At 71.6% G+C, this 14,880-nt stretch carries 11 protein-coding genes; 8 read left to right on the top strand and 3 right to left on the bottom strand.

What is annotated here, in order from left to right:
* Positions 1 to 163 precede the first annotated feature (163 nt).
* A complete protein-coding gene (locus ACFYNL_RS12005; protein WP_388800805.1) occupies positions 164 to 4,048 on the top strand; it encodes a helix-turn-helix domain-containing protein in 3,885 nt (1,294 codons plus the stop codon).
* 88 nt (positions 4,049 to 4,136) lie between these two features.
* On the opposite strand, the gene ACFYNL_RS12010 is transcribed toward ACFYNL_RS12005, so the two are convergent.
* Positions 4,137 to 5,327 (bottom strand): PotD/PotF family extracellular solute-binding protein, encoded by a 1,191-nt coding sequence (locus ACFYNL_RS12010; RefSeq protein WP_388800808.1) that lies wholly within the window; start codon positions 5,325 to 5,327, stop codon positions 4,137 to 4,139.
* Positions 5,328 to 5,470: 143 nt separating this feature from the next.
* The gene (locus tag ACFYNL_RS12015; protein ID WP_388800810.1) at positions 5,471 to 6,919 is read right to left on the bottom strand and encodes a gamma-aminobutyraldehyde dehydrogenase; all 1,449 of its coding nucleotides are present in this window, start codon (positions 6,917 to 6,919) and stop codon (positions 5,471 to 5,473) included.
* 170 nt (positions 6,920 to 7,089) lie between these two features.
* On the opposite strand from ACFYNL_RS12015, the gene ACFYNL_RS12020 reads away from it, so the two are divergent.
* The 7 genes from ACFYNL_RS12020 (at position 7,090) to ACFYNL_RS12050 (ending at position 13,964) form a co-directional block, all read left to right on the top strand.
* Positions 7,090 to 7,608: an Lrp/AsnC ligand binding domain-containing protein gene (locus ACFYNL_RS12020; protein WP_019754642.1), complete on the top strand. Its 519-nt coding sequence runs from the start codon at positions 7,090 to 7,092 to the stop codon at positions 7,606 to 7,608.
* Positions 7,609 to 7,627: 19 nt separating this feature from the next.
* Positions 7,628 to 9,001: an aspartate aminotransferase family protein gene (locus tag ACFYNL_RS12025; protein ID WP_388800813.1), complete on the top strand. Its 1,374-nt coding sequence runs from the start codon at positions 7,628 to 7,630 to the stop codon at positions 8,999 to 9,001.
* Between the two features lie 204 nt (positions 9,002 to 9,205).
* On the top strand, positions 9,206 to 9,946 hold the full coding sequence (locus ACFYNL_RS12030) for an ABC transporter ATP-binding protein (RefSeq protein WP_388800816.1): 741 nt from the start codon (positions 9,206 to 9,208) through the stop codon (positions 9,944 to 9,946).
* Entirely contained in the window at positions 9,928 to 11,436 is a 1,509-nt protein-coding gene (locus ACFYNL_RS12035) for a hypothetical protein (protein ID WP_388800818.1), read from the top strand. The genes ACFYNL_RS12030 and ACFYNL_RS12035 overlap by 19 nt, the downstream gene beginning before the upstream one ends.
* A 107-nt stretch (positions 11,437 to 11,543) precedes the next feature.
* The gene (locus ACFYNL_RS12040) at positions 11,544 to 11,960 is read left to right on the top strand and encodes a VOC family protein (RefSeq protein ID WP_388802649.1); all 417 of its coding nucleotides are present in this window, start codon (positions 11,544 to 11,546) and stop codon (positions 11,958 to 11,960) included.
* A gap of 37 nt (positions 11,961 to 11,997) precedes the next feature.
* On the top strand, positions 11,998 to 13,119 hold the full coding sequence (locus tag ACFYNL_RS12045; RefSeq protein WP_388800823.1) for an LOG family protein: 1,122 nt from the start codon (positions 11,998 to 12,000) through the stop codon (positions 13,117 to 13,119).
* 128 nt (positions 13,120 to 13,247) lie between these two features.
* Positions 13,248 to 13,964 carry an LAETG motif-containing sortase-dependent surface protein gene (locus ACFYNL_RS12050; protein WP_388800825.1) on the top strand — a complete coding sequence of 239 codons (717 nt, stop codon included), beginning with the start codon at positions 13,248 to 13,250 and terminating at the stop codon, positions 13,962 to 13,964.
* A gap of 107 nt (positions 13,965 to 14,071) precedes the next feature.
* Here ACFYNL_RS12050 and ACFYNL_RS12055 read toward each other — a convergent pair whose 3' ends face one another.
* Complete coding sequence (locus ACFYNL_RS12055; protein WP_388800828.1) at positions 14,072 to 14,866, bottom strand: maleylpyruvate isomerase family mycothiol-dependent enzyme; 795 nt, start codon at positions 14,864 to 14,866, stop codon at positions 14,072 to 14,074.
* Positions 14,867 to 14,880: the final 14 nt, after the last annotated feature.

The raw sequence follows: 14,880 nt of genomic DNA on the forward strand, positions 1-14,880 counted from the left end.
CCGACGCCCCAAGCCCGTGTGACACACGTCACTTCACGTCACGCCGAAGAACCGCCGTCCCTGTCCCCTGCGTAACATCCCCCAGACCACGCCCGCCGACCTGACCACTCGGCGGCACAGAACGGCGTTCCACCGCGCCGTCGGCCTCGGGGGCACACCACTCATGGACCACAGGGACGGCGGGTCCGCGCACTCGCCGGCCGCCGTCACCCGACGGCGGCCTCCGCATGCGTCCTTCGGCACGGCGCTGCGCGAACTGCGCGTGGAGCGCGGCCTCTCGCTGACGGACCTGGCCCGGATCACGCACTACAGCAAGGGATATCTGAGCAAGATCGAGACGGGCCGAAAGCCCGTCAACCGCGACGTCGCGCGGTTGTGCGACGAGGCGTTGGAGGCCGACGGCGCGCTGCTCGCCCTGCTGCCACCCGCCCCGGGCGAGGGGGACCGGGGGCAGGCGGGGGGCGACGAAGAGGACAGCCCCTACCCGGGGCTGTCCTCGTTCGGTCCGTCCGACGCGGGCCGGTTCTTCGGCCGGGAGCGGGCCGTCGCGATGCTCGTCGAGCGTCTCGGCCAGCGGTTCGGCAAGGGACCGGTGGCCGTCGTGGCGCTCTCCGGGGCCGGCAAGTCCTCGCTGTTGGGGGCAGGGCTCGTACCCGCTCTCGCCGAACAGCCCGAGGACGTCGGCGGCGCCTTCTCCAGTGTCATGTGCACTCCCACCGCGCACCCGCTGTCCGCACTCCGGCAGGCATTCCGCACCGCCCTGCCCGCCGGCATGCTGGACCATCTGCACGACGAGGGCCCGCCCGACGAGCGGGCGGACCGGCTGGTGACGGCCCTGCGCTCCTGGGCCGCCACGACCGCCACGCCCGCCCGAGCCCGCCACGGCGGCGGCGTCATCATCGTCGACCAGTTCGAGGAGGTCTTCACCCTCTGCGACGACGAGGCGGAACGCCGGTCCTACATCGAGGCGCTCACCACACTGGCGACCACGGGCGGCGGCGAACCGGGAGCGGACGGGGGCACGTTCGCCGTCGTCCTCGGGGTGCGCGCCGATGTCACCGGGCGCTGTCTGGAGTACCCGACCCTCGTTCCGGTCGTCAGCGACGGGCTGTTCGCGCTGGGCGCGATGACCGCGGACGAACTGCGGGAGTGCATCGTACGTCCGGCCAGGGCGACCGGGACGGGCCTGGAACCGGGGCTGGTCGAGCTGCTGTTGCGTGACCTGGGGGCGGTCGACACCCCCGCCGCGTCCGCCGGCAGCGGCCCGGACACGGCCGTACCCGGCGGGCGGCCCGGGGTGCTTCCGCTGCTCGGGCACGCCCTGCGGGAGACCTGGCAGCGGCGCACCGACTCCACCATGACCGTAGCGGGATATTTGGAGACGGGCGGGATCCACGGCTCCGTCGCCACCGCCGCCGAGAACCTGTTCGCCGCGCTGTCACCGGCCAGGCAGGACGCCGCCCGCAGGCTGCTGTTGCGGCTGGTGCGCGTCGGGGAGGACAACGAGGCATCCCGGAGACCGCGCACCACCTCCGACCTGCTCGACGGGCTGCCCGATCCCGCAGCCGCGCGTGCCACCCTCGACACCCTGGTGACGGCCCGGCTGCTGACCGTGGACGCCGACCGCGTCGAGCTGGTGCACGAGGCGCTGCTGCGAGCGTGGCCGAGGCTGCGCACCTGGATCCACACGACGCGCGCCGATCTGCTCGTGCACCAGCAACTGGGCGCCGCCGCCCGGGAATGGGACCGCGAGAACCGCGACCCGGGACTCCTCTACCGCGGGGCGCGGCTGACGGCGGCCCGGGAATGGGCGGCCGGTCCCAGCGGCCGGGACAGCGTGCCGGCTCCCGTGGAGACCGACTTCCTGCGCGCCTCCGAGCGCGAGGAGGACCTGCGCCGGCGTCTGGCGCGGCGCCGGGTCCGTCAGCAGCGGACCGGACTCGTCGTCCTCGCCGTGCTGCTCGCCCTGGCCCTCCTGGCCGGCGGAACGGTTCTCCAGCAGCGCATCTCCGCCGACGAGCAGCGCAGGACGGCCATGTCCCAGGCCATGGCGGCCCGCTCCGCCCAACTGGCGTTCGGGCACCCGGAGGCCTCGATGCTGCTGGCCGAGTCCGCCTACCGCACCGCGCCCACCACGGAGGCGCGCAGCGCGCTGCTCAGCACCCAGGCCAACGCCTTCGCCGGCCGTCTCACCGGTCACCGGGGACCGGTGAACGGCGTGGTCTTCGGCCTGGGCCGACGGCTGCTGGCGTCGGCCAGTTCCGACGGCACCGTACGACTGTGGGACACCCGGACCCGGCGCGTCGCGGGGACGCTGACCGGCCACCGGGCACCCGTGCGCTCCGTGGCGTTCTCGCCGGACGGACGCACCCTCGCCTCGGCCGGTTCGGACGCGACGATCAGGCTCTGGTCGGTGTCCGACCGGCGCCAGACCGCCGTGCTGACAGCCCACCGGGGCCCGGTCCGCGCCGTGGCCTTCGCACCCGACGGACGTTCCCTGGCCTCCGCCGGCAAGGACGGCACGGTACGGCTGTGGGACACCCGGACCCGGCGGCAGACAGCCCTGCTGAAGGGCCACACCGACGACGTTCTCGCGCTGGCGTACGCCCCCGACGGATCCCGGCTTGCCAGCGCGGGCGCCGACCGCACCGTACGGCTGTGGAATCCGCGCACCCACCGCGGAAACGGCGTCCTGCGGGGGCACAGCGGGGACGCCCTCGCCGTGGCGTTCAGCGCCGACGGCCGGGTCCTCGCCTCCGGCGGCGCGGACCGCACCGTACGGCTGTGGGACCCGGCGGCACTCAGCCGGAGCGCCGTCCTGTCGGGCCACGACGACGATGTGAACGGGCTCGCCTTCGGGCCCGGCGGCCACACGGTGGTCTCCGCCGGGGGCGACGGCACGATCGTCCGCTGGGACGTCCACACCCACCGCGCGATCGACACGCTCTCCGGGCACACCGACTACGTGATCGCCGTCGCGGCGGACGGCGACCTGCTGGCGACGGCGGGATTCGACGGCACCGTCGCCCTGTGGGACCTCACCGGCCACACACTCGGCAGCTACCCGGTCGACGAGCTGTGGACGGCCGACTTCAGCCCCGACGGACGCCTGCTCGCCTCGGCGGCGACGGACGGCTCCGTCCAACTCTGGGACGTGGCACGCCGTACCGGCATCCGCACCCTGACCGGCCACAGCGGCGCCGCCTACTCGGTGGCGTTCAGCCCGGACGGCCGGTGGCTCGCCTCGGCCGGCGCGGACCACACCGTACGGCTGTGGCCCGTCGCGGCAAGAGAGGGCGCCGCCCCCGTCGTACTCACCGGGCACACCCGTGCCGTCTTCGACGTGGCGTTCAGCCCGGACGGCCGTTGGCTGGCCTCGGCGAGCGCCGACCGCACGGTGCGGCTGTGGCGGATGTCGGGCACCGGCATCCCGGCGCGGACGCCCGCCGCCCACGTACTCACCGGGCACACCGACTTCGTGAACTGCCTGGCCTTCAGCGCCGACAGCGCCACGCTCGTCAGCGGCGGCGACGACCTCACCCTGCGCCTGTGGACGGTGTCGGGTGCCCGCCCGGCCACCGTCCTGACCGCCCACGGCGGCTCGGTACGCGCCGTCGCCTTCGCCCCCGACGGACGCACCCTCGCCAGCAGCGGCAACGACGGTGTCGTCCGCGTATGGGACGTGGCCCGGGCCCGGGTTACGGCACTGCTCGCCCGGCACACCGGATCGGTACGGGGCCTGGCCTTCAGCCCCGACGGCAACTCCCTCGTCAGCAGCGGCAACGACCGCACGGTACGGCTGTGGGACCCCCGGGGGCACCGGCTCGTCGCCACGCTGACCGGGCACACCCGGGCGGTGTGGAGCGTCGCGTACAGCCCGGACGGCAGGACGGTCGCCAGCGCGGGCAACGACGGCACGGTCAGGCTGTGGGACCCGGACATCGCCGACCGGGTGGCGGACCTGTGCGGCGTGGTGGGGCCGGTGGACCGACAGCGGTGGCGACGGCTGCTGCCGGGGTACGGCTACCGCGGGACGTGCGGGGGGTGAGACATGGCGGCGCCACCTGAGCGCGCCTGCTCGCCCGTCCTGACGAGGAGACACCGGCCTTCCCGGTCACGGCAGCTAGGCGATGCGGCTACAGCCCCGCGATCGCGTTCCACCGGTCGGCGAGGACCGCCCGCTCCCCAGGGGTGATGTCCCGCGCGACGGCGAGGCGCTCACGCATCGCCGCGTCCGGGAAGATCAGCGGGTCCTCGGCGAGGGCGGCCCTCTCCTGGTCCTTGGCGGAGGCCAGTACCTCCCGGGCGGCCGGGACCGGGCAGACGTAGTTGACCCACGCGGCCAGCTCCGCGGCGACCTCGGGCTCGTAGTAGTGGTCGACCAGCCGCTCGGCGTTGGTCTTGTGGCGGGCCAGGTTGGGGATCATCAGGGACTCCGACCACAGCTCGGCGCCCTCCTCGGGGACCACGAAGCGGATGTCGGGGTCGTCCGCCTGGAGCTGGATGACGTCGCCGGAGTACGCCTGGCAGGCCAGCACATCGCCGCTGGACAGGTCCTTGATGTAGTCGTTGCCGGTGAAGCGGCGGATCTGGCCCCTGCGCACCTGCCGCTCGACCTGGTCGCAGACGGTGTGGAAGTCGTCCGTGGCCCACCGGGTGATGTCGACGCCGTTGCCCTGCATGAGCAGCGCGAAGGCTTCGTCCAGGCCGGACAGCAACGTCACCCGGCCCTTGAGGTCGCCCGCCCACAGCTCGGACACGCGGCGTATCTCGCGGCCCAGCCTGCGGCGGTTGTAGGCGATGCCGGTGATGCCGGACTGCCAGGGGACGGTGAATCTGCGGCCCGGGTCGAAGGCCGGTGAACGCAGCAGCGGATCCAGGTACTTCGTCACGTTCGGCTGCCTCGCCCGGTCCATCTCCTGCACCCAGCCCAGCCGTACGAACCGGGCGCACATCCAGTCGCTGACGACGACGAGGTCGCGACCGGTGCGCCGGCGGTTCATCAGGGCGGGGCTGAGCTTGCCGAAGAACTCGTCGTTGTCGTTGATCTCCTCGACGTACTCGACGGAGATACCCGTGCGTCGCCGGAACGCCTCCAGCGTCGGCCGCCGGCTTTCGTCCGCTTCGTCGGTGTCGATGTACAGGGGCCAGTTCGACCAGGTCAGCCGCTTGTCGGTGGCGGAGTGATCGGCGGCGGACCGCTCGGCGGGCGGCACGTAGGCGGCGGGCACCCCGCAGCCCGCGAGCCCGCCCAGCACCGTGCCCGCGCCGAGCGTGCGCAGCACGGTCCGGCGGGACGGCGGCGAGTTCTTCGTGGGAGGGGCCATGGCCGCAGCATGCAGCCGTTCCCGGTCGCCGGGCAATCGACGCCGTGTCGAGCGCCGGGGCCCGCAGCGGACACCTTGTCACCGGGGAACACCGCGGCCCCGGACGGAACTTGACCGTCCGGGGCCGCGACGCCCGAGTGCGACTACACGTCCAAGGACGTCATCACGTGCTTGATCCGGGTGTAGTCGTCGAAGCCGTAGGACGAGAGGTCCTTGCCGTAGCCCGACTTCTTGAACCCGCCGTGCGGCATCTCCGCGACCAGCGGAATGTGCGTGTTGATCCACACGCAGCCGAAGTCCAGCGCCTTGGACATCCGCATCGCGCGCCCGTGGTCCTTGGTCCACACCGACGACGCGAGCGCGTACTCGACACCGTTCGCCCACTCGACGGCCTGCGCCTCGTCGGAGAAGGACTGCACGGTGATGACCGGCCCGAAGACCTCCTTCTGGATGATCTCGTCGTCCTGCTTGACGCCGGAGACGACGGTCGGAGCGAAGAAGTACCCCTTGTCGCCGACCCGCTTGCCGCCGGCCTCCACGCGCGCGTGCGCCGGCAGCCGCTCGATGAAGCCCTCGACCTGCTTGAGCTGGTTGGGGTTGTTGAGCGGGCCGAAGAGGACGTCCTCGTCGTCCGGCTGCCCCGTCTTGGTGTCGGCGGCGGCCTTCGCGAGCGCGGTGACGAACTCGTCGTGGATCGCCTCGTGGACGAGGACACGGCAGGCGGCCGTGCAGTCCTGCCCGGCGTTGAAGAAGCCCGCGACGGAGATGTCCTCGACGGCCTTGGCGATGTCGGTGTCCTCGAAGACGACGACCGGCGCCTTGCCGCCCAGCTCCAGGTGGACCCGCTTGAGGTCCTTCGACGCCGACTCGGCGACCTGCATGCCCGCCCGCACCGAACCGGTGATGGACGCCATGGCCGGGATCTCGTGCTCGACCATCATGCGGCCGGTGTCGCGGTCACCGGTGATGACGTTGAAGACACCCTTGGGCAGGATCGAGCCCATGATGTCGGCCATCAGGACGGTCGACGCCGGAGTCGTGTCCGACGGCTTCAGTACGACCGTGTTGCCCGCCGCGATGGCCGGGGCGAACTTCCACACGGCCATCATCATCGGGTAGTTCCAGGGCGCGACCTGCGCACAGACGCCGACCGGCTCACGGCGGACGATCGAGGTCAGGCCCTCCATGTACTCACCGGCCGAGCGGCCCTCCAGCATCCGCGCCGCACCCGCGAAGAAGCGGATCTGGTCGACCATCGGCGGGATCTCCTCCGACCGGGTGAGCCCGACCGGCTTGCCGGTGTTCTCCACCTCGGCGGCGATCAGCTCCTCGGCGCGCTCCTCGAACGCGTCCGCGATCTTCAGGAGGGCCTTCTGGCGCTCGGCGGGAGTCGTGTCACGCCAGCCGGGGAATGCCCGGGCAGCAGCCTCCATGGCGGCGTCGACGTCCGCCTGCCCGGACAGCGGCGCTGTCGCGTACACCTCGCCCGTCGCGGGGTTGACCACCTCGGTGGTCCGTCCGTCGGCGGCGTCCCGGAACTCACCGTCGATGTAGTTCCGTAGTTTGCGCAGCCGTCCCAGCTCGGTGCTCACTGCCGGCCTCCTGTTTCAGGTCGAGCTGTCCATTCTCTGAGACACCCACCCTAATCGCCGTACCCACGTTTTCAACACCCCCACTTGCCCCGCTCCTGCGAAATCCGCAGGTCTCAGTCGCGTAAACAACGAATTTCATCGCAGCGACCTTGCGGAACTGTCGATACGTCGTGCAGAGTGACGTCGTGGCCAGTCGAAGCGCAGAGCACAGGGACTCCCGCGAGTCCAGGAACGGCGGCGGTCCCCAGTTGGACGCCGTCTCCCTCGCCATCATCGAACAGCTCCAGGAGGACGGCCGCAGGCCGTACGCCGCGATCGGCAAGGCCGTGGGCCTGTCCGAGGCGGCCGTACGCCAGCGCGTCCAGAAGCTGCTCGACCAGGGCGTGATGCAGATCGTCGCCGTCACGGACCCGCTCACGGTGGGCTTCCGCAGGCAGGCGATGGTCGGCGTGAACGTCGAGGGCGACGTGGAGTCCGTGGCCGACGCCCTGACCGCCATGTCCGAGTGCGAGTACGTGGTGATGACCGCCGGGTCCTTCGACCTGATGGTGGAGATCGTCTGCGAGGACGACGACCACCTTCTGGAGGTCATCAACAGGCGCATCCGGGCCGTCCCCGGAGTGCGCTCGACCGAGAGCTTCGTCTACCTCAAGCTCAAGAAGCAGACCTACATGTGGGGAACCCGATAACCGTGAGGACCCGATAACCGTGAGCACCAACAGCCCTCAGGACCTCAGCAGGACCGCGTACGACCACCTGTGGATGCACTTCACCCGCATGTCCTCGTACGAGAACTCCCCCGTCCCCACCATCGTCCGGGGCGAGGGCACCTACATCTACGACGACAAGGGCAAGCGTTACCTCGACGGTCTCGCCGGCCTGTTCGTGGTCCAGGCCGGGCACGGCCGCGTCGAGCTGGCCGAGACCGCCTTCAAGCAGGCGCAGGAGCTGGCGTTCTTCCCGGTCTGGTCCTACGCCCACCCGAAGGCGGTCGAACTCGCGGAGCGTCTGGCCGACCATGCGCCGGGCGACCTCAACAAGGTCTTCTTCACCACCGGCGGCGGTGAGGCGGTGGAGACCGCCTGGAAGCTCGCCAAGCAGTACTTCAAGCTGGTCGGCAAGCCCACCAAGCACAAGGTGATCTCCCGCGCGGTCGCCTACCACGGCACCCCGCAGGGCGCCCTGTCGATCACCGGCCTGCCGGGCCTGAAGGCCCCGTTCGAGCCGCTGGTCCCCGGCGCCCACAAGGTCCCGAACACCAACATCTACCGCGCCCCGATCTTCGGCGACGACCCGGAGGCCTTCGGCCGCTGGGCCGCCGACCAGATCGAGCAGCAGATCCTCTTCGAGGGCCCGGACACGGTCGCCGCGGTCTTCCTGGAGCCGGTGCAGAACGCCGGCGGCTGCTTCCCGCCGCCGCCCGGCTACTTCCGGCGGGTGCGCGAGATCTGCGACCAGTACGACGTGCTGCTCGTCTCGGACGAGGTCATCTGCGCCTTCGGCCGCCTCGGCACGATGTTCGCCTGCGACAAGTTCGGCTACGTCCCGGACATGATCACCTGCGCCAAGGGCATGACCTCGGGTTACTCCCCCATCGGCGCCTGCATCATCTCCGACCGCCTCGCCGAGCCCTTCTACAAGGGCGACAACACCTTCCTGCACGGCTACACCTTCGGCGGCCACCCGGTCTCCGCGGCCGTCGGCCTGGCCAACCTCGACCTGTTCGAACGCGAGGGCCTCAACCAGCACGTCCTCGACAACGAGGGCGCCTTCCGGGCGACGCTGGAGAAGCTGTACGACCTGCCGATCGTCGGCGACGTCCGCGGCAACGGGTTCTTCTACGGCATCGAGCTGGTCAAGGACAAGGCGACGAAGGAGTCCTTCGACGCCGCCGAGACCGAGCGCGTCCTGTACGGCTTCCTCTCCAAGAAGCTGTACGAGAACGGCCTGTACTGCCGTGCCGACGACCGCGGCGACCCGGTCGTCCAGCTCGCCCCGCCGCTGATCTCCAACCAGGAGACCTTCGACGAGATCGAGCAGATCCTGCGCGCGACGCTGTCGGAGGCGTGGACCAAGCTCTGACCGTCCCCGACCGCGATCTTCCTCAGGGATGATCACACCGGCCCCGGTGCCGCCCGTTCGAGTGAGAAACGGCGGCCCGGGGCCGTGTGCTGTCCGGGGTCCGGGGGACGGCTGCCTAGCGTGCATGTGACCGATCGGCCGAGCCTTCGTTCCCCCGCACGGGGGATCAGGTACGGGAAACGGATCAGAAGCGAGGTGTACGTCATGGTGGCCCCGCCGGACAACGACGTGCTCTGGGCGCGCGCCCTGCACTTCACCTACAAGGACGGCTCGCCCGCTCTCAGCGGCGTCTCGCTCGGTGTCCAGGAGGGCGAGGTCCTCGCCGTCATCGGTTCGCGCGGCAGCGGCAAGACCACGCTCCTTCGGTGTCTGTCCGGCCTGATGCCGACGGGCCGCGGTGAGATCTGGTTCAACAGCGTGCCGGTGCACACGATGAACGCGGCGGCCCGCGAACGGCTGCGCCGCGACCGCTTCAGCTGGATCGACCCGGTCCCCACCCTCGTCCCGGAGCTGAAGGTCTGGGAGAACGCCGCCCTCCCGCTGATGCTGCGGGGCACCAGCCGTCGCCGCGCCAAGACGGTCGCGCTGGAGTGGCTGGAGCGCCTCGACGTCGGCGAGGTGGCCCGCAAGCGCCCCCACCAGCTGGTGCAGGCCGAACGCCAGCGCGTCTGCATCGCCCGGGCGCTGGCCCCCTCGCCCACGGTCGTGTTCGCCGACGAGCCGACCGCCCCGCTGCACCGGTCCGACCGCATCCAGGTGTTGCGCACCCTGACCACAGCGGCCCGCTCACACGGCATCACCGTCGTCCTGGCCACCTACGACGCGGACGCGGCACCCCTCGCCGACCGCACGCTCGCCCTCCTCGACGGGCGGCGCGTGAACACGCTGCACCTGCCCCCGGTCGGCGAGTCGGAAGGCCGGGCCGCGTGCTCGCTCTCCGTCTGAGCCGCGGTGGCCGGCCCGCCGTACAGCTGCGCCGCCTGCTGGTCGCGGCCGCCTCGGCGGGCACCGGCTTCCTGCTGCTGTGCGCCCTGGGCTACGCCATGTCCCACGCGGACTCCCCCGCCGCGTCCCTCCTGCGTCTGGCCTGGTGCGTTCCCCCACTGGCCGCGACGGTCCACTTCGCGGTGGCGGTGGCCCGCACCGATCCGGGCACGAAACCCAGGCCGGGGCTCTCGGCGATCGGCCTGGGCCCGGCCCGTCTGATGGCCGTCTCGGCGGCGACCACCGCCCTGTCCTGCACCCTCGGCTCGATGCTGGCCCTGCTGTTCTTCCTCCATCTGCGCGGCGACCTGACGGGCATGCCCTTCGACGGTGCCGCGGCGGAGTTCCTGGCCGCCGACCACCCACTGCCGCTGCCGGCCACGGTGACCCTGCTGGCGCTGGTGCCGGCGATCGCGTCGACGGCGGTGGCGCTGACCCTGCGCCCGAGAACGCCCGGGACGACCGGGGCGCGGGGCCAGGGCGGGTCCTACGGGCGGTTCGGCGCGTACGGCAGGTCGGGGCCGCGGGAGACGTTCGGGGCGTACGGGCGGTTCGGCGCACGTCCGGGGCCCGGCGGCGCGGCGGCGAACGGCACCGCGAAGAACGGCGCGGGTCCGGCGCGGTCGGCCGCGGGCCGGGCCGAGCCGCTGTCGCACGGCCACCCCGCGGGGTCCGCGCACGGCGACGCCGCGGGCGGCGGTCGTTCCGCCGAGGTGGCTGACGACGGCACCTCGCACCCGGGCGCACCCCACCGCCCGGCGCAGGTGTCGGACGCAGTCCGGACCAGAAGCTCGGACCGGACCGCCTTCGACCCTCACCTCATCGGCTCCCCGGCCGTACGCAAACCCCCGGTCGGACTGCCCTGGGGCATCGCCGTCCTCGCCGCGGGCCTCACCGTGGAGTCCTACGCCGGCCGCACCCCGACCGACACCGCGCTCACCGTGCCCCCCGTGCTTCCCACCGGTCCCGCCGGCCTGGTGATCGGCTGGCTGCTCACCGCCCTGGGCCTCGCCCTGGCCGCCCCCGGCCTCACCCACCTGTGCGGCCGGGTCCTGCAGTCCGCGCGCCCCGGGGTGCTGCGTCTCCTGGCCGGCCGCGTCCTGATGGAGGAGGCCACCCGGATCGGCCGTCCCCTCGGCATCGTGTGCGCCGCCGCGTCCGCCGCCTACGCCATGGCTCCCGTGTCCGGCGCGGCGGCCGCGCCGCCCTTCGGTCCCCTCACCGTCGTCGGCGTCGCCCTGGTCACCGGTTGCACCGTGGCCACGCTCCTCACGGCCGCCGTGGAAGCCAAGCAGACCCGCGCCGACACCACGGCCGCCCTGCTGCGCCTCGGCGCTCCCGCGACGCTGCTCCGCGGGGCGGCCGCCCTGCGCGCCGGCGTCCTGCTGACCGTCTTCGGCCCGCTCACCCTGGTCGTGGCCGAGTTGGCGGCAGTGCCCCTGGCGCAGTGAGGGCGGGGGAAAAAATTCTTCGAAGAAATCTCCCGTCCGGCGATGAGTTCGGGACGGCGGCCCGGTCTACCCCTCCGAAAGCAGCCACCCTGATGGGAGAGACTCCGATGACCACGGCCTACCAGCAGATGATCTTCGTGAACCTGCCCGTGAACGACCTCGACGCCTCGAAGAAGTTCTTCACGGAGCTCGGTTACTCGATCAACCCGCAGTTCAGCGACGAGAACGCGGCCTCCGTCGTGATCAGCGACACCATCGTCGCCATGCTGCTCACCAAGCCGTTCTACGCGACCTTCACCAAGAAGGAGATCGCGGACGCCACGCGCACCAATGAGGTGCTGATCTGCCTGAGCGCCGAGAGCCGCGCGAAGGTGGACGAGTTGGTCGACAAGGCCGTCGCCGCCGGTGGCACCGCGTCGGACAAGGTCCAGGACATGGACTTCATGTACGGCCGTGGCTTCGACGACCTCGACGGCCACTCCTGGGAGGTCGTCTGGATGGACCCGGCGGCCATCGAGGGCTGAGCCCCACCGGCTCTCGTGGGGTGCCTAGCATGGGCGGGTGCAGACGATGCCCGCCCATGCGGCCCACCACAACGACCGTGAGATAGAGACGCTCGAGGAGTTCGACGCGACCGTCTCCGCACGCGGCAGCCTCACCGGATTCCGCGTCCAGGCCGTCGACCTGACGGACCGTACGCGCGAACTGCTCACCACGGACACGGCGGGCGCCGTCTTCCTCGGCTGCCCGATGCGCGAGGACGCGGCGGCGAAGATCCGTGCGGACGGTGCGCTGGTCTTCCCGCCGATACCCGGCCTGCCCTTCGACCCGTACCGGGGTCATGTCTACTCCCCCGACGAGCTCTTCGCGTCCCTGGCGGACGGTTACGAGGCCACACCCGACGCGCGCTCCTATGCCTGGTTCCAGCGGACCAAGGCGGATCGCGACATCTACGCGTCCATGCTGCGCGCCGTACACGACGACTCCGTGTCGGACGCGCTCGACGAACTGCTGTCCGGCGCCCGGGTGGTGGGCGTCATGGGTGGCCACGCGATGCGCCGCGGCACGGCGCAGTACGAGGGCGCCGCTCGGCTCGGCAGGGAACTGGCCCGCGCGGGCTTCACGGTCGCCACCGGTGGCGGCCCGGGCGCGATGGAGGCGGCCAACCTCGGCGCGTACGCCGCCCCTCACGACGACGGCATGCTCGCCGACGCCCTCGCGCTGCTGGCGAAGGCGCCCGGGTTCACGCCCTCCGTCACGGAGTGGGCTGCGGTCGCCTTCGAGGTGCGTGCGCGCTGGCCGCAGGGTGGCCGTTCCGTCGGCATCCCGACCTGGTTCTACGGCCACGAGCCGCCGAACCCCTTCGCCTCGCACATCGCCAAGTACTTCGCCAACGCCACCCGCGAGGACGGACTGCTGGCCCGTTCGAACGCGGGCGTCGTCTTCCTGCCGGGCGCCGCCGGGACCGTACAGGAGATCTTCGACAACGCCACGCCGAACTACTACGAGTCGCGGGGCGAGCCCACGCCCATGGTTCTGGTGGACCGCACGCACTGGACCGAGAAGCTCCCGACGTGGCCGCTGCTGAAGTCGCTGGCCCGGGACCGGTCGATGGAGTCGCGCATCGCCCTGGTCGACCGGATCGAAGAGGCTCCGGAGGCGTTGAAACGTCTCGGTGGTTAACAAGAAGGCAAAGCCAACACCTGTGGACGGCATATGCGTTGACACTGCTTATGTCACGCTTATAAACCAGTGAGACTCGTGGGGGACGGCGATGACGCATCGCCGCCTCCGTTCAACCCCCCTCAGTGATGCAACTCGTAAGGACAAACGTGTCCATAAACCGCCGTACTGTCGCGCGTTCCGTGCGCGCCCTGGGTGTTGCCTCCGCGTCGGCCGCGCTGACGCTCGGCCTCGCGGGCAACGCTCTCGCGTGCGACATCAGTGAATTCTCCGCCGAAGCCAAGTGCGACGGCGACAAGGGCGTCATCACCGTCACCGACGTGGACCCCAGCGGCATCCCCGCGACCGTCAGCGTCTTCCTGCAGAACAACGGGGCGGACCTGAAGAAGGTCGGCGAGCAGGTGGTCAAGGGCTCGCGCGAGGGCGTCACCATCACCTTCACGGAGGACTGGAAGCCGGACGCGGAGTACCGCATCCACGTCAAGGCGGTCGGCTATGTCGACGAGGACATCAAGCCGAACCTGACGACGCCGTCGACGGCCTGCAAGAAGGACGAGCCGAAGCCGCCGGCCCCGTCGCAGAAGCCGACCCCGTCCAACTCCGCCTCGACCCCGGCCGAGGAGACCGACAGCCCGGCCCCGACCCCCTCGGAGAGCGAGAGCACCGCCCCCGCGGGCACCGAGAGCAACGCCCCGTCCCCGGCGGCCGGTGACTCCAACCTCGCCGAGACCGGCGCGAACTCCAACACCGGCCTGATCGCCGGCATCGCGGTCGCCCTGGTGGCGGTCGGCGGTGGCGCGATCTTCTTCGGTCTGCGCCGACGCGGGGCGAACGGCGACCGCTGACCCCGCAGCCACACCGAGCGACACCCTTGTGGTCCGTCCCCGTCGCCGGGGGCGGGCCCGTCGCGTTCCCGTCGCCGGGGGCGGGCCCGTCGCGTTCCCGGGCGGCGTCAGCCGAAGGTGGCCCGCTCCAGCCAGAACTCCAGCAACTCCCGCTCGCCGAGCACCTCCACCTCGGGGCTGTCCAGCGGCAGCCGCCGGTAGAAGGCGAGCAGCACGGCCGTGAGGGGGCCGCGCAGGGCGACGGTCGCCTTCTCGTGGCCGCGCCGCCAGGCGACGACCTCGTCGGACAGGTCGATGAACCACTCACCGTGCACCGCGTCGGCGTCGGTGGCGTGCAGATGGATGCTGCTCCCGGGGCGGTGCAGCTCCCGTGCCGGGTCGTCCGGGATCGTCCGCTGGGCACACTCGACGATCTGGAGCCACTCGTCGACCGCGTCGGCGGCCACCTCCGGCGCGACCTCGTAGGGCAGTTTGGCGGCGAGCGTGGCGTCCGCGCGGTGGACGGTGAGTTCGTGCGTCATACGGCGGGCCCAGAACCCGGCGTCGTGGGCCCCCGCCCACCCCCACACCCCGGCGTCCGGCCCGGCCTCCCGCAGCGTGCCGACGAGCATCTCGCCGGTCTCCGCGAGCCAGTCGTCCAGCGCTGCGGCGTCCCCCTCGGCCTCGGGGCCGCCCGCCCCGGGGACCCGCTCCTCGTCGATCTCCTCCTCGGCTCGCGTGCGCACCATCAGTTCCGCCCAGCGCAGGGCCCCGCCGGTGTGCCGTACGAGCTGCTCCAGCGACCAGTCGGGGCAGGTCGGGACAGTGGTCGACAGATCGGCGCCGGAGGTCACCACGCCCCTCAACAGTCCGACCTGGTGGGCTATTTCATCGCAGTAGCGATCATGCGGGAGAGACGTCATGTCCCGACCCTATG

Source organism: Streptomyces sp. NPDC007808 (assembly GCF_042868655.1).
Lineage (GTDB): Bacteria > Actinomycetota > Actinomycetes > Streptomycetales > Streptomycetaceae > Streptomyces.

Coding starts and splice junctions, on each gene's coding strand:
- ACFYNL_RS12040 (WP_388802649.1), top strand. CDS start 11,544: ATGACCACGGCCTACCAGCAGATGATCTTCGTGAACCTGCCCGTGAAC.
- ACFYNL_RS12055 (WP_388800828.1), bottom strand. CDS start 14,866: ATGACGTCTCTCCCGCATGATCGCTACTGCGATGAAATAGCCCACCAG.
- ACFYNL_RS12030 (WP_388800816.1), top strand. CDS start 9,206: ATGGTGGCCCCGCCGGACAACGACGTGCTCTGGGCGCGCGCCCTGCAC.
- ACFYNL_RS12010 (WP_388800808.1), bottom strand. CDS start 5,327: ATGGCCCCTCCCACGAAGAACTCGCCGCCGTCCCGCCGGACCGTGCTG.
- ACFYNL_RS12005 (WP_388800805.1), top strand. CDS start 164: ATGGACCACAGGGACGGCGGGTCCGCGCACTCGCCGGCCGCCGTCACC.
- ACFYNL_RS12050 (WP_388800825.1), top strand. CDS start 13,248: ATGCAACTCGTAAGGACAAACGTGTCCATAAACCGCCGTACTGTCGCG.